Origin of the sequence: Paenibacillus sp. O199, from assembly GCF_001636635.1 — a bacterium.
Lineage (GTDB): Bacteria > Bacillota > Bacilli > Paenibacillales > Paenibacillaceae > Paenibacillus > Paenibacillus marchantiae.
The window spans coordinates 1-24,140 of sequence record NZ_LGRP01000008.1 but is presented as its reverse complement, the minus strand read 5'-3'; the positions used below and the strand labels follow the sequence as shown (position 1 = coordinate 24,140).

Below are 24,140 nucleotides of genomic sequence, written 5' to 3'. Positions count from 1 at the left end.
TCAATGGTACCATAGGACCTCATTCAGCAAAAATAGTTAAAACGTTGGTGTTCCATACGATTATCGTCTAGATATTATTGGACTTCCCCATTAGTATACGAAGTGTAATATATCCCAAAACTTGAATCACAAATACCATAGCCACAAATTCAACCAGAATGCTGTTGCCCGCACTTAAATCAGTCATGATATCCTTCAAAATGAGGTCAGGCTGCTTCAGGACATCCCAACTATTCCACCGATTAAATCTCCCGATGTATACCCCTAAACTGCTCAGAAGTAAAATAACGCCTACAATTACCATGCTACTAAGTTGGTTTAATCGTTTATTTAACAATTTGTGGACTTGATGTATGGAGCAAATGGACAGAAGTAAACCAAGTATGGCTACGACAAACGCTAGGGTAAGGCTATACCAAAAATCAATATTAACCCAGAATTTAGTTTCCCCTCGAGGATCAAAGTATCTGAATGCATGCAAAATTTCTGTGAAAAGATATGCCGAATTCGGTAGAAAGAACAGCCAGCATGCACACATCACCCCGACTAGTGCGATGCTCGTTCTTGTAAGTTTCTTATTGCTTACATAACTAATCGTTGATGAAATGATGAATGGAACCCATGCCAAAAAAATGTCCCACGTTAAAAATTGATACATGTTCGTGTTTGTTTTGGTACGCAAGTAGTGAACAACAAGTAGACAACCTATGGTAGCAACGATCAACACAATACTCATTTTTAAATAAATTGTATTTTTATTATTGTTCATTTCTTCGCTTCGATTTCCCTTTCCTTGGTGGTATGCAAGTGCAGTCCTGATAACCTGATCATCCATTTCATAAACGAACTGTGACTCCGCCTTCCTAGTAATACACGTCCATCATAACCCAAAATGTGGTATATGCGAAAATAGCGGCGTGAACCCAGAAAGAAAAGAAAAACTTTTGTGGTATTTGCATTCCTCTTCCATTCTCCTCACTCCTAACAGTAGAGAATGCAAAAAAACAGGCACTAGGGAGTGCCTGTACATATTTAGAACCAAGCAAAGTACTTAGCTAATAGTTCACTGCTTCTTTTTTATATGAAATATATGATGATCAGAAATTAAACCGCGCATGGCCGCCATCCGTCACGCCTTCGATCTGTTCAATATCCAGCAGTCTTCGCTTCATCTCCAGTCCTCCGCGAAAACCGGTCAGCTTGCGGTTGGCACCGATAATGCGATGACACGGCAGCAGCACCGGAATGGGATTGGCTCCATTGGCTGCCCCAACAGCTCGCACCGCTGAAGGTCTTCCCACCGCAGAAGCAATGTCGCCATAGGTTCTTGTCTCACCATAAGGAACATTCCCCAACTCCGTCCATACCTGCTGTTGGAATGTCGTTCCGATCAAATCAAGTGGAATTTCGTCTGTGAAAGCCACCTTGTCTCCGGCAAAATAGGATTGCAGCCAATCCATCATGCCCGTATGCTTCAACGCTGCTTGATTCTCTTCGAGCTCCACTCCAGGAGCAATTCGGCCGATCCAACTACTCCAATCTTCCAGCGTTTCATTGGGCATGATGACACGGCATAACCCTTTTTCGGTGGCAAGCAATACCCACGGACGACCGTCTAATTCCATTTTGGTCCACTTGATGCTTTTTCTCATACGTCAATCGTCCTTTCCCCTCGTAGGTTTTATATCTGGTTTCTTTTCTCGTTATGCACACATACTACACACGAATCCGTTTTATCGCTTTCCGTCTCATGCTGCGGATCATCTGCTTTGTCTCGGAATCAACACGATAGGACTCCGTTATTTTCTGAAGAGCCTTATTATACGTAAAGTCGTCCAAGGTATTGTCCTGCAAATAACGCAGCGTGGCTTCAGGCTGTTTCACATAAGCGATGGAAATTGCCCAGGCCACTGCCATTTTCACATAGTACCCTTCGTGATGAATGGTATCTAATGAAGCAAGCACTCTGCTGATATATTTTTCTTCCATATAAAAGTTCAACAGCATTACAACCCCGAAGCGAATGTCGTATTCCTGGTTGGATACCAGATAGGGCTGCAAGAACTGCCACACTTGATCCAGATGTGCCTTTGTATATTTCAAACCACCGCAGAAGCTGTCGCATACAGACCAGTTATCTATTTTGGGAACAAACCAGGCAATATGCTGCAGGAGTTCCTCCATATCTGCTTGGGCATGACCGATGACCATCGCTTGCAGCATCACTTCTTCAAAATAATCATCATCAGCGTTTTTCAGATAGACACGCCAGTCCTCTTTGACGATTTGTTTCGCCATCTTGCGTATTTCAGGCAGTCTCACACCTAACAGATTCGTGATATTCGGAATGAGCGCAGCCGAGAATTTCTGATATTCCGGTTCGACCAGAGATAACAATTGTGTTCTTACAACCGATTCCACATGTCTCCTCCTCATCGGGTTTTCTACAACAAGTATATCCCGGCAGCATCCATTTGTAAGCCCATATCGAATGTTTTAGCAAGATTACAATATGCATTTCTCGTGGTCACTGTTTAACTTTCATTCCATTTCGTTTAAGAATACGGAGTTGAAATATGTTCAACCAAACATTTACACAATAACGGAGAGGACAGAAATAACCTGGAGAAGCGAAGCGTTCGCCTTTATCCCCGGATTTCCCCTTTTTCAGAAAGGAATCAAAAAAATCTGGGGATAACAGCGATCGGAAGGTTGTTCTGTCATCGGAGTGCCAGTGTAAATATTCATTTGTTGAACCCATATAGAAAGGAGACTACATATGAATCGATCCCATCCCAAAAAAGATTTTTCGGTTGAAGAGATTACGGGGCTCCTTGTGCAATTCGTGCAAACCCAAAACCTGACCGAATTTTACAAATGGGCCAAAGAACTTCATCCCTACGACCTTTCTCTGGTATATAAAAAGTTCCCTGAACAAGAGACGAAACGCTTCTTGCTCTTATTCAAACCGGACGTGCTCGCCGACATGGCAGAAGCGCTCACGCTTCACGAACAGGTGCATCTATTCGAACAGTTAGGCCCGGAGCGCACTCTTGAAGTCATGCAGCAAATGGACAAAAGTGATCTGATTCGCTTCATGCATGATCTGCCCCTCCAACGCAGAGAAGAACTGCTGTCCAATATGAATCTCGACCATTCAGCCATTATCCGCTCCGTGCTGAACTATCCACCGGAGACGGCGGGACGTATCATGACCGATCGTTACCGTACCCTGTTATCGCATGAAACCGCAAAGGAAGCACTGAGAGAATCGCAGGCAATGCTGCACATTCCTGCAACCAGTTATCTGTACGTCACCGACGATGAAGGCAAACTGGTTGGAGTCGTGAGTTATCAATCCCTTGCTCAGGCAGATGACAACACCAAAGTGGAAGAGCTGATGACTCGGCGTGTCATCCATGCAACAGTCGATATGGACCAGGAAGAGGCCGCACAACTGTTGCAGCGTTATGAGTTTATGGCTCTGCCTGTCGTGGATGAGAACCGCAGATTATGCGGTGTTATCCAAATGGACGATGTTATTGATATTATTATGGACGAAGCCAGTGAAGACATCGCCAAGATGGGTGGCGGCAGTAAAGATATCGATTTTGATACCAAACCATTGGTTGCCGTCAGACGTCGCCTTCCTTGGCTGATTTTATTGTTATTTATCGGACTGATCTCAGGCAGCATCGTGGATTTTTTCGAAGACACACTGAATCAGGTTGTGGCACTGGCGTTCTTCATGCCCATGATAGCCGGTATGACGGGGAATACGGGTACACAATCCCTTGCAGTGGTTGTACGTGGCTTGATTGGACGAAAGCTGGACAAGGCTACAGTGCTCGCGCTTATTGGCCGAGAGATTAAAGTAGGCACCATGATTGGACTTGTATGCGGTTTGCTGATCACGGTCATCGCCTATTTCTGGCAAGGTGACTGGCTGCTCGGAGCGATTATTGGAGTATCACTATTCTTCACCCTGGTTATCGGAACATTGACCGGTACTTGTATTCCTCTTCTGCTCAGTCGTTTCAAAGTAGACCCTGCGGTCGCCTCCGGCCCATTAATCACAACGTTGAATGATATATTGTCGTTGTTTATCTATTTCGGCATCGCAACTCGTTTTCTGGATGCCTTAATGTAAATTAACCTTTCAGTCTTTATTCATTGAACAGGTACTTTAATACAGTAACCAAAAGACTCAACTTCCTCTCTACATACAGTGAAGTTGAGTCTTTTGGTGTTATTTTCAATCTAAAAGAGAACTGCCTTATGCTTCATTTTAATGTATTTGCTATTTCAACTAATTTTTGATAATCGTATAACGGTTCAAGATTGTTATTTTTTCCTGAAATAAGAGAGTACGTTAAACCCTCGTTTCTCCAATAGATGGCACTTATATGTCCGTCTCCTTGGTCCCACGTTTGCGAACCATTAGATAATTTTTGACCTTTCTTCCCATTCGGAGGTGTATCAACCTTTGAGTTTGTAATCATAGTGATCAGGTTCAATCCTTCATCGGTATTGGCATACGTGATTTCTACTGCTTCAAATGTACCATTGGTATCTAAAATCCTTGCTGATTTTTGAGTAACTTGGAAAGGAACTGACGGTTGTTTGATTTCAAACGGGGTCCTAGCTTCCGCCTCTTCAAATGAAATTTCAACTGGAGGACTTAGATCCAAATTATTGATCGGTTGGTTACCTTCCCCATTTTTTAAGCAGGCAGACAATAAAAGAGGTATCATACATAGGAACAGCAACTTACTTACAGCTTTCATTTAATCACCTCGATATCAGAGTAGTTACTTCTATGACGTTTCTATTAGCTGGAAAGTTATGATTTTTTTCCACTCATGTGCATTCTGCTGCAATAATGTACTATAAGCCAAAGCCTCCCCGGAGTATGATCATGTAACTACAACTTGGGGAGGCCCTATGAATCTTACATCTTTTTTCATCTATTGTATTGTCGTTACCTTTACACCTGGCCCCAGCAATATTGTGATTCTCACTTCCGTCGGGCAGGTTGGTCCCCGGAAAACGATGGAGTATGTGTGGGGTGCCACCGTTGCATTTGGCTTATTACTAGCTGCTTCTGCTCTTCTTAATCATCTTCTCGCTGAGATATTGCCTGGCATTCTCCATGTGATGCAGATCGTGGGTAGTGTCTATATGATATATCTGGCTTATCAAGTCTATAAAATGGGTTCCACCGAGACGGCATCGAAGCAAGTTACGGGGTTTCTAAACGGTTTAATCATGCAGTTTGTGAATCCAAAAGTGGTTCTGTTCACGTTCACTGTCATTCCCAGTTATGTTCTGCCGTACTACGATAGCACCATGTCAACGTTTCTGTTCGTGATCATTATTACCATCATCGGCTTCTTGGCCTATTCCAGTTGGGCCGTGTTTGGCTCCATCTTCAGAACCTTACTCAATCGTCATCAAAAAGCAGTGAGTATCCTAATGGCCCTTTTTTTGTTATACTCAGCCATTATGGTATCGGGAATCATCTAACGCGCGGGAGGTGTGTGCAGCATGGAATTGTTTAACTATAAGAAATCACAGGACGTACTGGCTTTATCCGCCAGCTTTACGGATTTCACCTATAAAAAGCATTGCCACGAGGAATATGCAGTAGGAGTCACGCTTCGCGGTATTCAGCAATACCATCTGGACGGACATTATCAGGCCTCCCACAAAAACGGCGTGATGTTATTCAACCGGGAACAGTCCCACGATGGAAGTTCCTATGACAAAGCCGGCATAGACTATGTCATGCTTTATCTGAAGCCGGATTTGGTCGAAGAGGTTCTAGGGAAAAAGGAATTGCGTTTTAATAGCCCCATCGTCTATGACCCTGTGCTTGCACGAAGCATCCTGATGCTGAATGATGCTGTTCAAAACGGACAGGATGAAGCGAGATGCAGTGAACTGCTCTTGGGCCTGTTGCAATTACTCTCGCAATCGGAAATGGACACCAAGTTATGGCGGCCTCAGGACAATCTGGTTCGAAAAGCGAAAGAAATGATGTTTTGCAGTATTGAAGATGTTCTGAAGCTGGACGACCTGAGTGCGGAATTCAACATGTCCAAGTTTCAATTTATCCGCGAGTTCAAGTCCCATGCCGGCATATCGCCTTATCAGTTTTTTCTGAATTGTAAGGTGGAGCGTGCCAGACAGTCCATTGAAACGCATAAGGATGTTTACTCCGCTGTAGCCGAATGTGGTTTTGTCGACCTGACTCATCTGAACAGACACTTTAAACGAGTATTCGGTATCACGGCTTATGAATATATGCTGCAGTTAAACTAATTGAATCGGTACGATTATCCGACAAAATGTATAAAATCCCCGCATGGAACGCGTTTACCTCAACGTTCCACACGGGGATTTTCTTTTCTCTTCCGTTGCCGTACTGCCATTCTCCCTTAATTCAGATTCTAACATCACGCGCGCTTCTTCCTTCTCCAGATCCAGCCACTTACCAATACAAGCAATAGAATAACCCCACCATATATGATGAGATAAAATGACCAACTTCGTCCTTGATCGGTTTTTACAAAATCATCCTGACTCACTACTTTTCCTGCTCCCAGCAGCTTTAACGCGTCTCCAGCTTGATCAATGGAAACATTGCCACTGCAAAGATTCGTATGCAACTTATCGTCCATTTTATTCTTATAAGCAAAGATCAGATAGGATTGGTTCTTCTCCAATTGAATCCCACAAGATTCCGAACCAGCATCATTACCCATGACAGTCATTCGTTTAGAAGAAACACCCTTCCATGCGGTATCCACTTCAAAGGTATATGCTCTCAATCGGTCAGGGCTGAATATTTGCGTCCCACCCCTTTTCACAACTTTACCTGTAAAAACCGATGTGGACGTCTTCAGTTTCTCTTGAGCATTCGATTCTACACAGCTGCAAGCATAAGCTTTTTCCCCAGGGAATACTGTGTAACCCCATCCAACCAACAACAAAATCAATGCAAACCATACTAAGCGCTTCATCCTTTCACCCCCGGCTCAGATTGCAACACCCATCTTGTAATCGTTCACATTTTGTTTGAAGCGATATTTATTGTAAGATTATAGCATAATACGAATATTGTATTGAGCATCATTAGAATTCAGACACCTTGGAGGAAACCGTCACTTGAATCAAAATTGGAAAAAGAATATCTCCATCCCGCTGCTCGTTGCAGCGGGATGCCTCATTGCATTTGTAAGTATCGCCCTGTCCATCAGCGACAATCAGATTCACACCTTTGATGATACCTTGATTGGCTGGATTCAGGGCATGGAATCACCCGGAATGACACGGTTCATGCAGCTCTTTACCTGGATTGGCAGCGAAGTGCCTGTGGTTGTCATTACCATTCTCGCCATGCTTGTGCTGTATATCTACCTCAGGCACAAACGCGAACTGCTCTTCCTGGCCTGTGTCATTGCAGGCTCGACTTTGCTAAATGCATTGATTAAGCTGGTATTCCAGCGCGCCAGACCTACGATTAACCGGATTATTGAGGTGAGTGGTTACAGCTTCCCAAGTGGCCATTCGATGGCAGCGTTCAGCTTGTATGGCGGCTTGGCCTTCCTGATCTGGAAGCATGTACCGACAGCGACTGGACGCGTACTCATGATTATCGTGAGCGCAATCTTTATCCTGACGATTGGAATGAGCCGAATTTATCTGGGGGTACACTATCCCAGTGATGTAGTGGGTGGGTACTTTCTGAGTGGATGCTGGCTTGCCGTATGCATATGGTTCTATCAGCGACATCTGGAACGCCTTTCCCTGTTACAGTCCAAACCTCTCGCTTAGGTTTTTTCGCTCACCATGCTATGATCCAACCCATGCTTGAAAACAAACCAAACGTAAAGAACCTCACAGGTGCATCCAGCACCAGTGAGGTTCTTTACGTCATTATGAATCTATTTTACAGTGGCAACTTAGAGCTCCTCGCCATTGGATTCAATGACTTTTTTGTACCAGTGGAAGCTCTTCTTCGGTGTTCTGCTGAAATCACCATTGCCATCATTGTCCTTGTTCACATGAATGAAGCCATAACGCTTCTTCATCTCTCCCGTGGATGCGCTGACCAAGTCGATACATCCCCACATCGTGTAAGCGATAAGCTCCACACCGTCGGCAACGGCTTCTTTCATTTGTTCAATGTGACCTCTCAAATAATCAATCCGATAGTCATCTTGAATAGAGCCATCTTCCTCCACTACATCCACTGCACCCAGCCCGTTCTCCACAACCATCAATGGAATTTGGTAACGATCATACAGGTGGTTCAGGGTGTAACGTAATCCTTTCGGATCGATCTGCCAGCCCCAGTCGGAAGCTTCCAGATACGGATTTTTGATGCCGCCCAGCAGATTTCCCTCTGCTCTATCCAACGACTCATCCGCACTCTCGACCAAGGACATGTAATAGCTAAAGGAATAGAAGTCCACGCAGCCTTCACGCAGAGTCTGTGCATCTTCCGGCTGCATCTCGATCTGGATGCCTTCTTCGGCGAAGAAACGTTTGGCGAATCCAGGGTATGCTCCACGAACCTGTACGTCTCCACAGATCATGTTGGACAGCTGGTCCTTCTTCTGCGCGAGCAAAATATCGTCCGGATTGCATGTATTCGGATATGTTGTCATGAAAGCGACCATACAGCCGATTTGGAAATCAGGATTGATTTCATGTCCCAGCTTCACTGCTTTTGCACTTGCAACAAATTGGTGATGCAGCGCCTGGAAGCGGGTCTGTGGATCATCAACGCCATCGATCAATGTCTCTTTGCCTTCAAACAGGATACCTGCAGCCATATAAGCCCCCATTGGCATTGTCAGACAGTTGATCTCGTTGAAGGTCAGCCAGTATTTCACCTGATCTTTGTATCGGTTGAAGAGGGTTGTACAATATCGGATATAACAATCAATCACTTCGCGCGAAGCCCAGCCGTTATATTTCTGGGTCAGACCAAATGGTGTCTCGTAGTGAGAAATGGTCACGAGCGGTTCAATGTTGTACTTTTTCAACTCGGCAAAGACGTTGTCATAGAACTGCAATCCCTCTTCGTTTGGCTCCAGATCATAACCGTTCGGGTAGATTCTGGACCAGTTAATGGACATGCGGAACATTTTGAAGCCCATTTCAGCCATCAGGGCAATATCCTCTTTGTAATGACCATAAAAATCAACCGCTTCATGGCTCGGATAATACGTACCCTCTTCCAGTACAGGCGTAATCCGCCGTGGTGTCGTGTGCGTTCCACCTGTCATCATATCGGAAGTACTTGGGCCTTTACCACCCTTGTCCCATCCACCTTCAAACTGATTGGCAGCCGTAGCGCCACCCCAGAAAAATCCTTCTTTCATCGACATCATCAATTCCTCCTTCTTGATCTTCCTAACACTATACATCCAGTGTACCACCCATACCCTGACACCTATTGTCATGGTATAATGTCGGCATGGAAAATAACCGATTATTCAGAATGCTATTGCTGTTATTGGAGAAAAAGAAAGCTACCGCCCCCGAGCTCGCGCGTTTGTTCGAGATATCCGTGCGCACGGTGTACCGTGATATCGACAGACTGAGTGCGGCGGGTATTCCCGTATACACGACAACCGGAAAGCATGGCGGCATCCATCTCATGGACAACTTTGTCATGGACAAATCCCTGTTGTCCGAAGATGATCAGAATGAAATTTTGCTTGGATTATATAGCGTCAGCGCCATCCCTCACCTTAACACTGCCCATATGCTCAAACGTTTAACCGCCCTGTTTGATCACAAGCTGGATTGGATCGAGTTCGACTTTTCACCATGGGGCAGCATTCCACTGCAGGAGAGGGAGCTGTTCAATCAGGTCAAGCAGGCGATCTTCACGAATCAATGGATTACGTTTCACTATGTCAATTCGGATGGAGAGAAGAGTGTTCCGACGGTTGAACCTCTCAAACTTTTGTTCAAGAACAGTACTTGGTATTTCAAGGGGTACATTCACGACGAGCACGACCGAAACGAATTTCAGACGTTCAAAATGAAACGCATTACCCAGCTGAAATTTCTGCCTAGGGTTCCCCGAAACAACATGAACATCGGATCAACGGAAAATGAGACACAAGTCTCTATCAACCAAATCGCTCTGGAACTGTCGTTCTCCAACTCTATTACGTATAGGGTGTATGATTTTTTTGAACCATCACGCGTTGAAAAAGAGCCCGACGGCAGGCTGCGCGTTGCCCTTGAACTCAATGAGGGAGAATGGCTGTACTCCTTCCTGATGTCGTTTGGATCTGACCTGACCGTAATCAAGCCTGCACACGTTGGACAGGAACTGCTTAGGCGACATATCAAAGCGGTAGAACATTTACAACAGGTCGTTAACAACAGGTTGGAAAATGAATGATATAATGTAGCTCTGATCATCTGTTGATTCTTTTACTTTTTTGCTATCTATCCATTTCCTGAAGGAGGTTTGTCCATGCAAGACATTAGACGTAACAATGTGGAACGATTCAAAGGTTTCGGTACGTTATATGACCAGAACCGGCCCGCTGCGCCCACCGAGGTCGTAGATATTCTGACGAATTATTTGGGCAGCAAACCTCGCTTGGTCGCAGATGTTGGCTGTGGTACGGGCTTATCGTCATGGATTTGGCTAAATGAGGCAGAACGTGTTATTGGCGTCGAACCAAGCGATGATATGAGAGCTGTCGCAGAGTCCAAATGGGAAGCCGCAGGCAAACCGGACCATCTTCGCTTTGTCTCCGGCCTGTCCCACGAACTGGTACTACCTGATGGCAGTGTGGATATCGTGACCTGCTCACAGTCGTTCCACTGGATGGAGCCCCAGTCCACACTGCGCGAATTTGCGCGTGTACTGCGTCCAGGAGGCATATTTGCTGCCTACGACTGTGACTGGCCACCAGTGGTCGATTGGCAGCTGGAACAAGCCTATCTGCATTTGAATACGGAGGCAGATCATCGAGCTGCCAGTCTGGCTCCCCAGGAGAATCAAGCACATAAATGGAGTAAAGACGGACATTTGCAGCAGATTCAGCAGTCCGGCTTGTTCCGTTACTCGCGTGAAATTGTGTTTCATCATCGGGAAACATTCGATGCCGACCGATACGTCAATCTGGCACTAAGCCAAGGCGGCCTGCAAACGGCAGTGAAACTCGGAGCGACTGATCTACTTGAGGTAGCAGACGAATTTAGACAGCTGGCTACTCGTATATTTGCCGGTGAATCGAGACAAGTTCTATTCTCATATCGGATGCGTTTGGGCATCGTCTGATCTTAATCTAATCTCATCCAGAATCTCCAAAACATAATTCACAAAAGAAACCTGCCCATCACGAACACAGTGATGTTGCAGGTTTCTTTTGTTTATATAGCCATCAGGATGAGAACAAATTACTTAGTTGTTCTTCCTGTACATTCAATGCCAACACTACTTTTGACGGGTCCTGCTTCGAGTAGATCACGTTAATAATATGACCTTGCTGAACCTGAGGTAGGGTAGATGGATAAATTTCCTTTGGTATAGTGACCTTAAATGTCTCTCCATTTGACTTCGTTACACTAAGCGTTAGCTGAAGTTTGATTTTGCCATTACCTCCGCTTCCAAGTGGAGTAACATCCAATATCTTGGCCATCGCTTTCTCGCCCGTTCGTGCAATATCCATCATCTCAGGTGCCACGCCATGCTGCACCATCTTCTCATCCAGCAATTGCTGTATATCTTCCTGCGATAGCCTCCCCTTCAGATCAAGCCCTACCTTGTGTTCATCCGTCACAGAGACCACTAAGGGAATTAAACTGCCCGGCTGGAATTGAGACATTGAAGTCAACGGTATGATCGTTCTCAACTCGGTATCGTATTTCTCACGTCCTTTACGCGAGACGGTCAGGCCCAGTCGAACTTCCGGCTGCTCATTAATATACGTACCCGTCTGCTGGATGCTTTTAATGACACCAACCGCTGGTAATCCTGACTTCACTCTCCCAACGCCGAAGATATTAGCCAAAATGGAGGGAATAAAGATCAGCCCAAATCCGGCAAAAATCGCTGGTGTATACCACCATGCCTGCATAATGATAAAAGGATCATTCCACAGCTGCTGTGCCAGAAATGGGGAGAATCCCACCCCAAACACAGTCAACACACCAACCAATCTCAGGAAACCTACCATCTGCCCCACCCTCTCTATATCTCTATTATTCGTTGTTAGTTGTCTTTATTAAATGATAGAATGCTCGTTTGTAGTTCGAACACCTTCTAGATAGACAACAGACCCATGTAAATTAGCTCTGTCGGATTCGCCGGATTTTGCCCCAATCCCACTCGATCTCCCACGCGTGGAATCTGCATCTTGGACACCAGTGTTTCCAATGTTCGCTGATACTGATTGCCATTCGTCTCTGTTACATCCAGCACAAGCACAACAATTGGATCAAAATTGATCAGCTTGCCCGTATCGGTAATCGTGATTACCGTGGCTGTTGCAGTTAAGGGAAGGGAACCACTTGCCGCCAGTTGTGCCTGTTTTGCCGAATCCAGACTCTGGTTGATGGCTTCCCGATGCTCCTTTGATACAAAACCTTTCATCATCATGCCGGTAAGTCCTTTATTCATCATTTTATCTGCCTTCGCAATCGCATCTTCCTGCTTGTTCTTTTTACCAAACCATCCCATAATGAACACCTCGTTTTTTTTGTTTTTGGTTATAGTTAAAGTATAAACAGGACGGCTTGTCCCTGAATACCCTTTAGACTGCATACAAAAGAAACGAAAAATCCGGTGATTAAACCACTGAATTCTCGTTTCTTTAACATGCTTTTTGATGGATTCTGCAAAAAAAGAGCCGAAAACGACTCTTGAATGAAAGGTTTGGAGGCATATTTTGTGCCTAATGCACCGGTATTGAACAAAATCATGTAAAAAAACGGCGGTTCCAAGCCGATTCTCGATCTATTTTTTGCGTAACAGGTAGACCAGCTTCCGATAATACATGGCGGCTTCCTTATATTTTCGCTGATCCTCGGACACCACGGCCATTCCCTCATATAAAGGTTCAAGACGCATGACATGCTGCACGGACTCAAAATAAGGCAGACATGCGAGCGCTCGCTCCATGAACACTTCACGATCTCCATGCGCAAGAGCAAGATGGCTCTGGTAGAAGGTTGCACTCATCTGCTGATCCTGAGTTGTTGCACTATTCAACAGTTGATCCACACTCTGCGCAAGTACCCCCCAGTTCTTTCGTGCCAGTGCCACTTCACACCGATACACACTGACTAATGGCTTCATGGCCTGCTGGGTTTCTTCGGGTTCCTGCTGCAACAGGGATTCGAATCGCTCAATCTCCGACTGCGCCTGATCCAGCTCCCCCGTCATGGTTAACATGACAATCCGATTATTGGCAATGGCAGTGACCAGATCGCCCTGATTACCAGCATACACCAGATTCGCCTCTGCCATGGTCAATGCCGAGAGCGCCTCCTGTACCAGTCCCATCGCAAAGCAATATCCGCTGTACGCCACATATAAACCGGACAACCGATGAAACAGCCGCTGATCATAGACATGTCTCATGGTGAGATCGAATACCTGCTTGGCCTCTTCGTACTGTTTGACCTGAATGTAGGCTTCCATCTTGATATTTTGCACAGACAGCCAGAATTCACTTCCAGGAAGGGCCAATTCACTTAGCCTGGTTGCATGCGTTAACACATCCACAGAAGCAAGCTTGGAACGATAGTATTGCACTTTGTAATATAATAACGCCTTCGCTAGCGGACGCGGCAGATCTACATCGTCAGGACGGCCGTATTTCTCCAGATAAAAATTCAGATAGGATGTATGTATATATTCATGAGCCGATGCATCATTTAATTGTTGGTAATAGACCGCCTTCATTAAAGCCGTGGTCAGCTCTACTGTCAGTGCATCATCCCGATCCTCAAGTGCGTGCACGATATCTTCTGCTATCACTGAAGCTGGAACTGACATTTGTTCAAAAATAGCCTCTGCCCGCGCCAGTGTTTCTTCATCCTGTGCAGAAGCGTTTAACAGATAGGAAGTCGTTACGCCAAGACGTGACGCAACAGCCTCTGCCAGATCTTCAGGGAGTGGATAACGATCGGCCAGAATATTGGCAAAGTGAGCCTGCGTAACCAGACCTTCCACGAGGTCTTTGCGGGAGATTTGCTTTCTTTTGCTCAGAAATTCAATCCGTTCCTTCAGCATGGCTAGTCTTCCTTTCGTTTCGATCCTGTGAATCTACTATTAAGTTGAACGAATGATTTTACACTTGAGCACTGCGTGGCCAGAACCATCTTTCGATCGCTGTTATCCCCAGATTTTTTTGTAATCCCTTATCGAAGGGAAAATCCAGTGATAAAGGCGAACGCTTCGCTTCTCCAGATCTGTTCTGTCCTCTCCGTTGTTGTGTAAATGTTTAGTTCAAACTATATAATATCATCCAGGGTACGAAGCCGGATACCGTCTTTTAGCCAAATCCATCGAAACGGTTTCCGTTTCGGAGGCAATTGTTTTACAATAAGGTGGTATGTACAAGAGCATTATCCAATTATGAAGAACAAGAGTTGAATATGAAAGGATGCAAATGAATGATTATTAAACCAAGAACACGTGGTTTTATTTGTACAACTTCCCATCCTGTAGGCTGTGCTGCACAAGTCCAGGAGCAAATTGATTATGTAAAATCCCAACCGCAATTGAACGGACCGCGGAACGTACTCGTTATCGGAGCTTCTACTGGATATGGACTTGCTTCGCGCGTCGTATCCGCATTCGGTGCCGGAGCCAACACCATCGGCATTTACCGCCCAAGCAGTGCCACTGAAAAACGTACGGCTTCAGCAGGCTGGTACAACTCCGCTGCATTTGAGAAAGCTGCGGAAGAAGCAGGACTGAAATCATACAGCATCACAGGTGATGCCTTTGCCAACGAAACAAGAGAAAAGACCGTTGAACTGATTCGCAGTGAACTCGGTAAGGTTGATCTGGTAGTCTACAGTGTAGCGTCGGCACGCCGTACCGATCCGAATACTGGTGAAGTATTCAACTCCGTGCTCAAACCGATTGGACAATCGTACACGAACAAAACAGTCAATTTCCATACGGGAGAAGTGACTTCCATTACGCTTGATCCGGCAACCGAAGAAGAAATTCGCCAGACCGTGACCGTGATGGGCGGAGATGATTGGGAACTGTGGATGGATGCCTTGCAACAAGGTGGCGTACTCGCCGACAATGCAACAACCATTGCCTTCTCTTACATCGGTCCTGAACTTACACATGCGATCTATCGTGATGGTTCCATCGGTCAAGCCAAAAACCATCTGGAAGCGACAGCCCACAAGCTGAATGATCGTCTGAGTGCAAAGGGCGGACGTGCTTACCTAACCGTAGCCAAAGCGCTGGTAACCCAGTCAAGCTCCGCAATTCCAGTGGTGCCGTTGTATATCTCTGCATTGTACAAAGTCATGAAGGAAAAAGGCTTGCATGAGGGCTGCATCGAGCAATTGCAACGCTTGTTCGCTGATCGCCTCTATGCGGAAGGAGAAGTTCCGACCGATGAAGCAGGGCGTATTCGTATTGACGATTGGGAGATGAGAGCGGATGTTCAGGAAGAAGTGGCGAAGCTCTGGAACGAGCTGACCACCGAAAACATCTACGATCTGTCCGATCTGGTAGGATACCGTCAGGAATTCTTCCAACTGTTTGGTTTCGAAACCGACGGTGTGGATTATGAAGCAGATGTTGATCCGAATGTTGAAGTACCACATCTGCGTTAATTGAAAACTAATTTTGCTGTGAGACTGGAGTAAACAAGCTTATTACAGGGTCCAGATCCAGCCTTAGGGGAGCGAGTTTTCGCTCCCTTTTTGACGTCTACCGATTCTATAAGATCGACTTGAGTTGCTTTTTCAACCCCTTCGGCACCGTCTTCTCTACCGTGATGGATCGCGCTCCATGCATCGTTGCAAAGAACTGGAGTCCCTCCCGAAAATCCGCGATCCATTCCTCCACAGGTGGAGCAGTCTCTTCCATCGATAACAACCGAACCGTTAGCACGCCCGTTTTACGATCGAGTCGCGGGTCCATACGTCCAATCAGCCGATCGCCGTGAAGAATGGGCATGGCATAATATCCGTAAGTTCGTTTCACCTCTGGTGTGTATATCTCCCACTTATAATGGAAATCAAATAAATCCACAATCCGTTCCCGTCTCCACAGCAGGTTGTCCAGTGGAGGCAGGAATCGTACCGGACCTGATGAATCATAATGCGGCTCTTCCCTTTCCATCTCACGCAACAAACCCTCATCTTCTGCACGGATGTAATAAGGCGTCGCGACGTCCTCTACCTCCAGTGCGATCATGCGACCATCTGCGACACGTGCAGCCATATCATTCCGACGTTCGGCAGCGGTGGATTTCATCCAGCCTAATCGTGGATCTCGGGTATCCACGACCCGATATGCGTAAATGTACTTGTCCATCAAAGCTTGCCTTTGAGTCAAATGATCGATCTCCGCTGTCATGGATTGGGCCTGCTCCAGCAGTCCAGATTCAGTAATATGAAAATAACGTTCATTCCCCTGCCTTGCCACGACACGAATGGCAGCCGAATCCAGCAGCAAGTTTAACGCTAGCGTAGTATCCTTCGTTTTCGGTACATCCGCATTGTCCCAATATCCGCTTACCCGTTCGACGGCACGAAAAGCTCTGGAGGGTAACGGCCCCTCTTCTTCCAAACGTTTTAGCACATGCTGCACCGTGTTTCCCAGCCCTTCCAGTGACGGAGCCAGACGATCCCGTAATCGGGCACGTACAGGTTCGAACATCGCATAATCTTCGATCGGAATAACACATGCGGCATTGGCAAAATATTCGAACACTTTATGATCACTCAACAATGTATGTAAATACTCAGAGGTATAGCCCGGATCACGAGCGCCCAGCACCAAATGCTGATTTCCGGTTACAGCAGCGACAGGATCAATCTGTACGCAGCCAAGGGAGCGAATCAGTTGCATCACCTGTTCAGGACCCGAAGGCAAGGAAACGGCGGGCCAACGTCCCAATAAAGATTGCGTTTGCAGCAAAAAACGCCGTACGATTCTTTTATTCATGCGAAGCGCTTTTGTCATATGTAGAATTCTTCCCTTCATCGAAGATAGGAGGATATATAGCTATAATTGATCCAATTCAAAAGAGATACATTGATTTTAACAGTCCAAGGGATGTCATTCCAATCGAAGGAAGAGCTTTTTTTAAAATTTTGAGCTTATGCAGCACTCCGCACATCACAGACAAAATAAAAAGAAGCACCACCATCCTGGGTCCGCTTCTTGTGTTTGACCTTTTGCAATTTTTCCTGTTTCGTGGGCATGAGTCGAACATGCTGGGATAACGCTCCATAATCTCCGTTTACTCTCCGACTTTGCTCTGGACACCACTGTCCTGACCGCTCTGCTTTGCGCAATGCTTTTTGCGTTTGTGTACGTGCCATGATAATTGAACACACTCCCTTGGTTGGTATGCACTCAATATATCATGTGCAGGCAGACAAGTGAAGGTGATTAACGTGGAACTCTTTTTCGCCGTGATTGCCATGTTTCCACAGGTTCCTGATCGTCTTCCTCAATCAATTCCAGTGCTTCTTCCATTCTTCTGGATTTAAACAGCATGATCAGGTCCATCAGATCTTCACGGTCCAGCAGCTTCACCCCGTTGACCGCTGCTAGCGTCCGGCATGCTTCCGTATATCTGGCTGAGGTGAGCACGATGGATCGATCTGCTTCATAATAACGCATGGACGTGTAAATCTCCTGTACTGCGCTGAGTCCAACCGGATGATTTGCTCCGTAACGCTTGGCCTGAATGACATTACGTCTGCCTGCTCTATCCACAAATACAAGGTCCGCACCAAAATCACGGCTGCTTGTGGTCTTATGTACTTCGGCATAACCGAGTTGTTGGAATAAATGATACAGGTACAGTTCAAATTCCGATCCATCCTGCATTTTATCGATATCCTTAATCGTAATCTTACGCGGATTGGCCTCACTTCGTATGCGCTGCCCTCGCCGAATTACACGGCGAATGATCCAGGCAATGAGCAGTAAAAGGACGATAACGCCTATACCCACAGTGGTCATATTTTCATTCCAGTTCATGTCTGTTCTCCTTGTCGTTCCTCTAATCTGTCAGGCTAATCTCCCTCTTAGCCCTCGTCACCCGACTAAATATAGCAGACTTCTCTCGTAACAGAAAGAAGATGAATTCCCTGTAACCCTCGAAATTCTCGAAACAACAATAATATTACACCTTAATCATAAAAGGTTACAGACACTCAGGTTGAATTTCACATGTGTGAAATGGTAGAATTCAACAATCGGTTCTATTTTGAATCGAAGAAAGGTGGTTTATAACTTGCATACATCCAACAAACGAAAGTCCAAAACATGGGCTGCGCTTCTTCTCAGTGGCACGCTCCTCTTCAGCCTGCATACACCAAGCTACGCGGCCGCAGAACAAAATGCACCCTTGCCTAAGCCTTCATGGACATCATCTTCTCTCTCTCTCACGCAAGTGAATACGGAGAAAGACGTTATCGTCAACGAAGTGAACGCAGTACCTGCGAAAAATCTGGTGTATGTGCATTCTTCCCAGCCCGTAACCAAAACAAGCAGCAATACGAAGCTGGATTGGCAGTTGGATTCGCTTCAGGCGCTGGATGCCACGACCGGACAATTGAAATGGAACGTTATTTTCCATGAGAAAAGTGGGCCTTATACAACCTACTCCAATTCGCTATATACCAGCAACGGCACAGCTTACGTATATATGGAATATTCGGATGGAACCAAAAAGGTATACTCGTTCAATACTTCCGGCAAAACCAACTGGGTCAAAAACGTGAGTAATTCATCATCCATGTACCTTCTGGACGACGATACGTTATTGATCGCTTCGAGCCCTGGTGTTCAATCGAACGGTTCCGTTCGTTCAGCCATCTCGCTGTATGACAAAAAGGGAAAACTGATTACGGAAAAAACAATCAACGGTGCTGTACTCAAAGCAGGCAGTGATCGAATCGTAGTCGATGCAAGCAAACAAACCAAAGTGGGCAGCTTCTGGCAGCAGGCCGCTAATCCCAAAGTGGAAATTTACGATCGTACGCTGAATCGTCTTTCCTTCTATCAGTTCCCGAGCAATGCCAACACTCTGGGAGACGGTGGCGGTGAATCACTGGCCATTCTGGAAGATGGCTCCGTGATCATGCGTGCCAATTTTGCCAACACGGGTAACAAGCTGATGGGCTTTGGCACCGATGGCAAACTCGCCTGGGGCCGTGCTATTGCCGGTGATGCCTATGTTCAGACCGCAGGCAACAGTTACACTCTGTTTACAGGCCAAAAGCTGGAGCTGTACACCATGAAAGGCCAAGTGACTGAACGTACATTTAAGGAAGAGCAGCCTATTCTCATGCAGGTTGATCGTACACAGGACGGGCAGTATAAACTTGATTTCGCCAAAAAAGGTTATATTCTCGATCCGCAAACATTGGATACAGTACATGAATATACGTTTGCATCCTCTCCTGGATTGCTCGATGGGTATTCAACGTACAACGATCATATTATTTATCAGATCAATGACGATGCATTATCCAAGTATGTATTGAAGACAGCCTCAGCTAAATAGTAAATGGAGCGCTCTGGTTGACCGACTAACGGTTAACAGGGCGTTCTGTTATTTCACACAACGATGTAGAGTCCCCCTCTTGTTTTTCCTCTCTGGGCAAACTGTTATAATAGTATCGTTCACCTTTTCACCCTACTCTTGATTGGCAAAGGGGAGTTCTCCCATCAACGCAGAGAACGTAGATAAGTTCTGTAGCCATTGAGATAACATTCTCTTAATCATTGAACAATCAAAAAAAGCTGGGGAAGTTCCTGTTGGAACTCTCCCGGCTTTTTCAATAAGATCTGATGCAATTTGGCTAATCTAATGAACTTAATTATTTATTCCAGTTTTCTTCAATAAATTCATCCCGTCCAGATATCGCACGGTCTTCCTTGTAATGTTTCTCATTTTTCTTGTGGTAATCCTGATGGTAATCTTCTGCCGGATAGAACACAACTGCATCCCGAATCTCCGTCACAATCGGTTGATTGAATCGCCCGCTTGCTGCCAGCTCCTGCTTGGACTGTTCTGCTAGCTCGCGTTGACGTTCATTATGGACAAAGATCGCTGTACGGTACTGACTTCCACGATCCTGAAATTGCCCTCCATCATCGGTTGGGTCCGTCTGGGGCCAGTATAGCTCCAGTAGACGTTCATACGGAAACACCTCTGGATCAAATGTAATTTCAACGACCTCGACATGACCGGTCTCCCCGGTTTTGACCTGCTCATATGTTGGGTTATCGACGTGACCGCCGGTATAGCCTGATACAATACCATGAATGCCTGGTTGCTCTTCAAATGGTGTAACCATACACCAGAAGCATCCGCCGGCAAATGTAGCTTTTTCCATGCACACTCATCCCTTTCTGTTGTACCTATATCTTAAAACAAAAAGAGGTTGATGGAAAGCCACGTCCGTGGACTTCCATCAACCTCTTCAGAAACATCTGTTATATTAACAGCTATTCATACTGCTTGTTGCCGACTAACTGTTCATTCAAGAAATCTTGAATTCGTTACCCGCGGCTTCGACCCATAGAACGGAAGATCAAGCTCACGATCGCTACAAGTACGATGGCACCGATTAATGCCGGTACTATGTAGAATCCGCCCATTTCTGGACCCATGTCTCCCAGTATTACTCCACCTAACCATCCGCCGATAAAACCGGCAATGATGTTACCGATAACGCCGCCGGGAATGTCACGACCAACAATCAGACCTGCCAACCATCCAATGATACCACCGATAATTAATGACCATAACCAACCCATATCATTCACCTCTAATTAAAGTTTTTGTTGTTGTCTGTCTACTATTAACCGCTACAGAAGCATTTAAACAATTGGCATGAAAATTGTTGTATATTACCTTTTGTTCATATGCCCGTTTCTCTGTTCAACAGCCTATAACAAGGCATTAAAAACAGAGTGCGTCACTTCCGGGCATTTTACACAGTTCAAGACTGCGTTATGTACCTCCCGAAAGTCATTGTATGTTGATTCAGACAGCCTTAGTATAACCAATTGAGGTGAGAATATTTTAAAGGTAATATTCGATTAATAAAAACCTGCACGCCCCTTGCCTGGCTGGGTCAGCCAGTTATGCTTATGACTCTTGTCCAGCTCTCCTCGCATTGACTGAATGATCTGCACAATGTCCGTCCGGCCATTCTGGTGCCATTCCAGCGCTGCGCTGACATACAGCTCTCCAAGTTGAGCAAGAGAAAAGGTATCCGTCAATCGTGCAGCTTCCAGCGTACCTTCTTCCCCTGCGAAGACATCAAAGCCGCGTTGGTTCAAATATTGCAGGCGCAGCCCTTCGTCCGGTAGCGGTATTTCATAAGCCCGATCAAACCGACCGGCACGGTTCATGAGCCCTGGGTCTATTTTCTCCGGATAATTCGTGGTGCCAATTAGGAAAATGCCCTCTTTGGACGTTGCCCCATCCAATGTATTCAGGAAAAAGGAACGAACTTCATCTGGCATGGAATCGATATCCTCAATAATCAGTACCATGGGAGCCAAACGTTTGGCTGCTTCGAACACTTCACGCACCGATTCACTGTTTGTGTATTCGGTAATTTGCCAATATGCCGCAGGCCCCGGTATGCTTCCCGCAATGGATTTTACGAGGGTCGTTTTTCCGTTTCCAGGATGGCCGTACAGCAGGATGCCACGTTTGTAAGGAATATCATAGTCCCGATAAAAGGAACGATCTGCCTCGAAAAACTGGTCCAACGAACGGAAAATATCCTGTTTAATTTGCGGAGAAAGCACGACCTCATCCCGCCCCACAGAGCGGGTAATGGATTCCACATGACGATCACTGCCATTGCGAGCATCTGTGTACACCGTGACTTTTTTCATATTTTGCTGCCGTTCCCGTTCCCTTACACTGCCCAGAAATTGCTTCAATTCCTCTTCTCCTGTAGCAAAAACAAAATCCTCATTGTATATCCCATTCTCCCGGAAGAAAGGAATGCGGACGAGAGCCACGCCCCACTGCGGATAGGCAAATACATTGTTGCGAATCGAATAATGTACCCCATAGGTTGGTGCATCTCCATCATCCTCATAATGCAGTGTACGCAGCTCCAGATCTTCGAAAATCCGGGCAACCAATTCCACTTCCGTACTGTTGCTTTGCAGATCTTCTTTTAACAGATCCCAGTATTCACTGTTTGGATCATCACTTGCATAGAGTTCATAACGAACGCCGTATCGATTGCCAAGCGCTTCAATGATGCCGCGAATCAAGCGGGCATATATGGCATAGCCTTCGTTTCGGATTTGACTGTCTTGTTGCTCCTCATAGGAATAGATGACTCTATTATGATTCAATTGTTCTTTCTCTATCGTCATTACTTAGCTCCCTTCACAGCGGCAAGTGGTTTACATTTGGCTACAACTTGAGCCAGACCTGCGCCGGTAACACTATCAATAATTTCATCGACATTTTTATAAGCTTGCGGCGATTCATCAATAATCGATTCAAGCGAACGCTGGTTCACCACAATCTCATCTTCAGTTCCCACACCCAGCGCCGAGGCAAAATCCTCCACGGTAACCAGGCGCTTCGTTGCTGTACGCGAACGAATGCGTCCTGCCCCATGACAAATCGAATAATAGTTATCCTTCCCCTCGGGTTGACCTACCATGATATACGAAGCCGTCCCCATTGAACCGGGTATAAGCGCGGGATGACCTGTTGCCAGATATGGCTTCGGATTATCCGGATGACCAGCAGGTAATGCACGTGTAGCTCCTTTGCGGTGTACAAAAACGGAACCTTGATCCGAGTGCGATTCCTCCCATGCATAATTGTGCATCAGATCATAGAGGGTTCGAAATTCGCATTTTGGACCAAACACATCCCGAAAAGCTTCGCGAATTGCATAAGCAATCAGATGGCGGTTCACCACAGCATAATTCAGTGCAGAATACATCATATTGACGTAATGGCGACCTTCCGCATGTTCAAGCGAAGCAAAAACCAGTCTTGGATCGGATGTCCCCAGACCATTTCGCTGCATCACTTTCGCAATCGCTGATGAACTAGTTTGGCTTACATACCCACCCCAAGCCCGGGAACCGGAATGAATCATGACAACAATTTGTCCATCGTACAGACCCCATGCTTCCGCAATCTCCCGATTTTCCTCGGCAATCTCAATCGCTTGAATCTCGGCAAAATGATTGCCTCCACCCAAAGTTCCTAACTGGCGATGAGCCCGATGCCAAGTCATATCCGGTACCAGATTCAACACTTCCTCATCAAAGGCAAATTTGCTGCTCTCTACATGAGTGATGGAAGTTGATTTTTTCGGTGTATAGCTGTCCGGGATATATTTTTTAGGTAATCCATGCAGACCCTTTCGCACAATATGCTCCAAACGAATGTCCGAGTAATGACCGCGCTGATTTGCCTCCATCGGCAGCACTTTCTCAATGGCTTTCACGAGTTTACGGCGTAGCTTCACATCCTTCAGGTCGTCCTTATGCAAATTGGTCATATGCACCCGCATGCCACAGCCGATATCACTGCCTACGATGGATGGAGATACATAGCCACTCTTGGCATCCCATACCGCCGTTGTACCGATGCAGGTGCCTACACCGACATGCACGTCAGGCGTATAGCTCATATAGGAAATGCCCGGGATTTGAAGATTGTTGTTCGCCATCTCGAACACCTTATAGTCCAATGACGAGAATAGTTGTTGTGCCGCATATACCGTTAAGTCCCCAGCAGGCAATTTGACTTCATGTCGGTAGCCACCTGTGAGTTCATTTTGAGTCGTAAATAAATTAGGTTGTGTATTCATAAATGTTTATTATTCCTTCCTATACGTTCAGCTAATTCGGTTCATTTCAAAATTGA

Annotated in this window: 24 protein-coding genes; 8 read left to right on the top strand and 16 right to left on the bottom strand. The window is 45.9% G+C overall.

Translation table 11 applies throughout. The features are described 5' to 3' along the window. Positions 1-67 precede the first annotated feature (67 nt). From A6049_RS34565 to A6049_RS14060, 3 genes are all read right to left on the bottom strand, one after another. Positions 68-658, bottom strand: coding sequence for a DUF1361 domain-containing protein (locus A6049_RS34565; protein WP_481852869.1), 591 nt, complete (start codon positions 656-658; stop codon positions 68-70). Between the two features lie 439 nt (positions 659-1,097). After that, the gene (locus A6049_RS14065; protein ID WP_063565268.1) at positions 1,098-1,652 is read right to left on the bottom strand and encodes a methylated-DNA--[protein]-cysteine S-methyltransferase; all 555 of its coding nucleotides are present in this window, start codon (positions 1,650-1,652) and stop codon (positions 1,098-1,100) included. A 64-nt stretch (positions 1,653-1,716) separates the two neighbouring features. Then, positions 1,717-2,421, bottom strand: coding sequence for a DNA alkylation repair protein (locus A6049_RS14060; protein ID WP_063565267.1), 705 nt, complete (start codon positions 2,419-2,421; stop codon positions 1,717-1,719). Between the two features lie 358 nt (positions 2,422-2,779). On the opposite strand from A6049_RS14060, the gene mgtE reads away from it, so the two are divergent. Continuing rightward, entirely contained in the window at positions 2,780-4,150 is a 1,371-nt protein-coding gene (gene mgtE, locus A6049_RS14055; RefSeq protein WP_063565266.1) for a magnesium transporter, read from the top strand. Positions 4,151-4,283: 133 nt separating this feature from the next. On the opposite strand, the gene A6049_RS14050 is transcribed toward mgtE, so the two are convergent. Then, positions 4,284-4,787 (bottom strand): hypothetical protein, encoded by a 504-nt coding sequence (locus tag A6049_RS14050; RefSeq protein ID WP_063565265.1) that lies wholly within the window; start codon positions 4,785-4,787, stop codon positions 4,284-4,286. Positions 4,788-4,944: 157 nt separating this feature from the next. Here A6049_RS14050 and A6049_RS14045 point away from each other — a divergent pair, with 157 nt between their 5' ends. Next, on the top strand, positions 4,945-5,526 hold the full coding sequence (locus tag A6049_RS14045; protein WP_063565264.1) for a LysE family translocator: 582 nt from the start codon (positions 4,945-4,947) through the stop codon (positions 5,524-5,526). Between the two features lie 21 nt (positions 5,527-5,547). After that, a complete protein-coding gene (locus tag A6049_RS14040; protein WP_063565263.1) occupies positions 5,548-6,324 on the top strand; it encodes an AraC family transcriptional regulator in 777 nt (258 codons plus the stop codon). Between the two features lie 134 nt (positions 6,325-6,458). On the opposite strand, the gene A6049_RS14035 is transcribed toward A6049_RS14040, so the two are convergent. Next, on the bottom strand, positions 6,459-7,025 hold the full coding sequence (locus tag A6049_RS14035) for a hypothetical protein (protein ID WP_063565262.1): 567 nt from the start codon (positions 7,023-7,025) through the stop codon (positions 6,459-6,461). A 145-nt stretch (positions 7,026-7,170) separates the two neighbouring features. On the opposite strand from A6049_RS14035, the gene A6049_RS14030 reads away from it, so the two are divergent. After that, positions 7,171-7,839 (top strand): phosphatase PAP2 family protein, encoded by a 669-nt coding sequence (locus tag A6049_RS14030; protein WP_063565261.1) that lies wholly within the window; start codon positions 7,171-7,173, stop codon positions 7,837-7,839. Positions 7,840-7,967: 128 nt separating this feature from the next. On the opposite strand, the gene A6049_RS14025 is transcribed toward A6049_RS14030, so the two are convergent. Continuing rightward, entirely contained in the window at positions 7,968-9,401 is a 1,434-nt protein-coding gene (locus tag A6049_RS14025) for a glycoside hydrolase family 1 protein (protein WP_063565260.1), read from the bottom strand. 89 nt (positions 9,402-9,490) lie between these two features. Here A6049_RS14025 and A6049_RS14020 point away from each other — a divergent pair, with 89 nt between their 5' ends. Then, positions 9,491-10,432: a helix-turn-helix transcriptional regulator gene (locus A6049_RS14020; protein WP_063565259.1), complete on the top strand. Its 942-nt coding sequence runs from the start codon at positions 9,491-9,493 to the stop codon at positions 10,430-10,432. 75 nt (positions 10,433-10,507) lie between these two features. Then, entirely contained in the window at positions 10,508-11,323 is an 816-nt protein-coding gene (locus A6049_RS14015; protein ID WP_063565258.1) for a class I SAM-dependent methyltransferase, read from the top strand. Positions 11,324-11,426: 103 nt separating this feature from the next. On the opposite strand, the gene A6049_RS14010 is transcribed toward A6049_RS14015, so the two are convergent. From A6049_RS14010 to A6049_RS14000, 3 genes are all read right to left on the bottom strand, one after another. Further along, positions 11,427-12,221: a hypothetical protein gene (locus tag A6049_RS14010; RefSeq protein WP_063565257.1), complete on the bottom strand. Its 795-nt coding sequence runs from the start codon at positions 12,219-12,221 to the stop codon at positions 11,427-11,429. An 86-nt stretch (positions 12,222-12,307) separates the two neighbouring features. Then, the gene (locus A6049_RS14005; protein WP_063565256.1) at positions 12,308-12,724 is read right to left on the bottom strand and encodes a hypothetical protein; all 417 of its coding nucleotides are present in this window, start codon (positions 12,722-12,724) and stop codon (positions 12,308-12,310) included. Between the two features lie 276 nt (positions 12,725-13,000). Beyond that, the gene (locus tag A6049_RS14000) at positions 13,001-14,281 is read right to left on the bottom strand and encodes a hypothetical protein (protein WP_063565255.1); all 1,281 of its coding nucleotides are present in this window, start codon (positions 14,279-14,281) and stop codon (positions 13,001-13,003) included. Positions 14,282-14,664: 383 nt separating this feature from the next. Here A6049_RS14000 and fabV point away from each other — a divergent pair, with 383 nt between their 5' ends. Then, on the top strand, positions 14,665-15,855 hold the full coding sequence (fabV, locus tag A6049_RS13995; RefSeq protein ID WP_063565254.1) for an enoyl-ACP reductase FabV: 1,191 nt from the start codon (positions 14,665-14,667) through the stop codon (positions 15,853-15,855). Between the two features lie 106 nt (positions 15,856-15,961). Here fabV and A6049_RS13990 read toward each other — a convergent pair whose 3' ends face one another. From A6049_RS13990 to A6049_RS13980, 3 genes are all read right to left on the bottom strand, one after another. Then, a complete protein-coding gene (locus A6049_RS13990; RefSeq protein WP_063565253.1) occupies positions 15,962-17,212 on the bottom strand; it encodes a DNA glycosylase AlkZ-like family protein in 1,251 nt (416 codons plus the stop codon). 137 nt (positions 17,213-17,349) lie between these two features. Then, a complete protein-coding gene (locus A6049_RS13985; protein WP_063565252.1) occupies positions 17,350-17,574 on the bottom strand; it encodes a hypothetical protein in 225 nt (74 codons plus the stop codon). 70 nt (positions 17,575-17,644) lie between these two features. Continuing rightward, complete coding sequence (locus A6049_RS13980; RefSeq protein WP_063565251.1) at positions 17,645-18,241, bottom strand: restriction endonuclease; 597 nt, start codon at positions 18,239-18,241, stop codon at positions 17,645-17,647. A 256-nt stretch (positions 18,242-18,497) separates the two neighbouring features. Here A6049_RS13980 and A6049_RS13975 point away from each other — a divergent pair, with 256 nt between their 5' ends. After that, on the top strand, positions 18,498-19,772 hold the full coding sequence (locus A6049_RS13975) for a hypothetical protein (RefSeq protein ID WP_063565250.1): 1,275 nt from the start codon (positions 18,498-18,500) through the stop codon (positions 19,770-19,772). A gap of 316 nt (positions 19,773-20,088) precedes the next feature. Here the strand turns inward: A6049_RS13975 and msrA are convergent, their stop codons facing one another. The 4 genes from msrA to A6049_RS13955 form a co-directional block, all read right to left on the bottom strand. Further along, positions 20,089-20,607, bottom strand: a complete 519-nt coding sequence (gene msrA / locus A6049_RS13970) for a peptide-methionine (S)-S-oxide reductase MsrA (protein WP_063565249.1) — start codon at positions 20,605-20,607, stop codon at positions 20,089-20,091. Between the two features lie 166 nt (positions 20,608-20,773). Continuing rightward, positions 20,774-21,031, bottom strand: a complete 258-nt coding sequence (locus A6049_RS13965; RefSeq protein ID WP_017686880.1) for a GlsB/YeaQ/YmgE family stress response membrane protein — start codon at positions 21,029-21,031, stop codon at positions 20,774-20,776. A gap of 285 nt (positions 21,032-21,316) precedes the next feature. Then, positions 21,317-22,621 carry an AAA family ATPase gene (locus A6049_RS13960; RefSeq protein ID WP_063565248.1) on the bottom strand — a complete coding sequence of 435 codons (1,305 nt, stop codon included), beginning with the start codon at positions 22,619-22,621 and terminating at the stop codon, positions 21,317-21,319. Next, positions 22,621-24,084 (bottom strand): RtcB family protein, encoded by a 1,464-nt coding sequence (locus tag A6049_RS13955; RefSeq protein WP_063565247.1) that lies wholly within the window; start codon positions 24,082-24,084, stop codon positions 22,621-22,623. Before A6049_RS13955 ends, A6049_RS13960 begins: the two co-directional genes overlap by 1 nt. Positions 24,085-24,140: the final 56 nt, after the last annotated feature.

Excerpts from the sequence above, each read along its gene's own strand:
- A6049_RS34565 (WP_481852869.1), bottom strand. The coding sequence starts at position 658 with ATGTATCAATTTTTAACGTGGGACATTTTTTTGGCATGGGTTCCATTC.
- A6049_RS14065 (WP_063565268.1), bottom strand. The coding sequence starts at position 1,652 with ATGAGAAAAAGCATCAAGTGGACCAAAATGGAATTAGACGGTCGTCCG.
- mgtE (WP_063565266.1), top strand. The coding sequence starts at position 2,780 with ATGAATCGATCCCATCCCAAAAAAGATTTTTCGGTTGAAGAGATTACG.
- A6049_RS14050 (WP_063565265.1), bottom strand. The coding sequence starts at position 4,787 with ATGAAAGCTGTAAGTAAGTTGCTGTTCCTATGTATGATACCTCTTTTA.
- A6049_RS14045 (WP_063565264.1), top strand. The coding sequence starts at position 4,945 with ATGAATCTTACATCTTTTTTCATCTATTGTATTGTCGTTACCTTTACA.
- A6049_RS14040 (WP_063565263.1), top strand. The coding sequence starts at position 5,548 with ATGGAATTGTTTAACTATAAGAAATCACAGGACGTACTGGCTTTATCC.
- A6049_RS14035 (WP_063565262.1), bottom strand. The coding sequence starts at position 7,025 with ATGAAGCGCTTAGTATGGTTTGCATTGATTTTGTTGTTGGTTGGATGG.
- A6049_RS14025 (WP_063565260.1), bottom strand. The coding sequence starts at position 9,401 with ATGTCGATGAAAGAAGGATTTTTCTGGGGTGGCGCTACGGCTGCCAAT.
- A6049_RS14020 (WP_063565259.1), top strand. The coding sequence starts at position 9,491 with ATGGAAAATAACCGATTATTCAGAATGCTATTGCTGTTATTGGAGAAA.
- A6049_RS14015 (WP_063565258.1), top strand. The coding sequence starts at position 10,508 with ATGCAAGACATTAGACGTAACAATGTGGAACGATTCAAAGGTTTCGGT.
- A6049_RS14010 (WP_063565257.1), bottom strand. The coding sequence starts at position 12,221 with ATGGTAGGTTTCCTGAGATTGGTTGGTGTGTTGACTGTGTTTGGGGTG.
- A6049_RS14005 (WP_063565256.1), bottom strand. The coding sequence starts at position 12,724 with ATGGGATGGTTTGGTAAAAAGAACAAGCAGGAAGATGCGATTGCGAAG.
- A6049_RS14000 (WP_063565255.1), bottom strand. The coding sequence starts at position 14,281 with ATGCTGAAGGAACGGATTGAATTTCTGAGCAAAAGAAAGCAAATCTCC.
- fabV (WP_063565254.1), top strand. The coding sequence starts at position 14,665 with ATGATTATTAAACCAAGAACACGTGGTTTTATTTGTACAACTTCCCAT.
- A6049_RS13990 (WP_063565253.1), bottom strand. The coding sequence starts at position 17,212 with ATGACAAAAGCGCTTCGCATGAATAAAAGAATCGTACGGCGTTTTTTG.
- A6049_RS13985 (WP_063565252.1), bottom strand. The coding sequence starts at position 17,574 with ATGGCACGTACACAAACGCAAAAAGCATTGCGCAAAGCAGAGCGGTCA.
- A6049_RS13980 (WP_063565251.1), bottom strand. The coding sequence starts at position 18,241 with ATGAACTGGAATGAAAATATGACCACTGTGGGTATAGGCGTTATCGTC.
- msrA (WP_063565249.1), bottom strand. The coding sequence starts at position 20,607 with ATGGAAAAAGCTACATTTGCCGGCGGATGCTTCTGGTGTATGGTTACA.
- A6049_RS13965 (WP_017686880.1), bottom strand. The coding sequence starts at position 21,031 with ATGGGTTGGTTATGGTCATTAATTATCGGTGGTATCATTGGATGGTTG.
- A6049_RS13960 (WP_063565248.1), bottom strand. The coding sequence starts at position 22,621 with ATGACGATAGAGAAAGAACAATTGAATCATAATAGAGTCATCTATTCC.
- A6049_RS13955 (WP_063565247.1), bottom strand. The coding sequence starts at position 24,084 with ATGAATACACAACCTAATTTATTTACGACTCAAAATGAACTCACAGGT.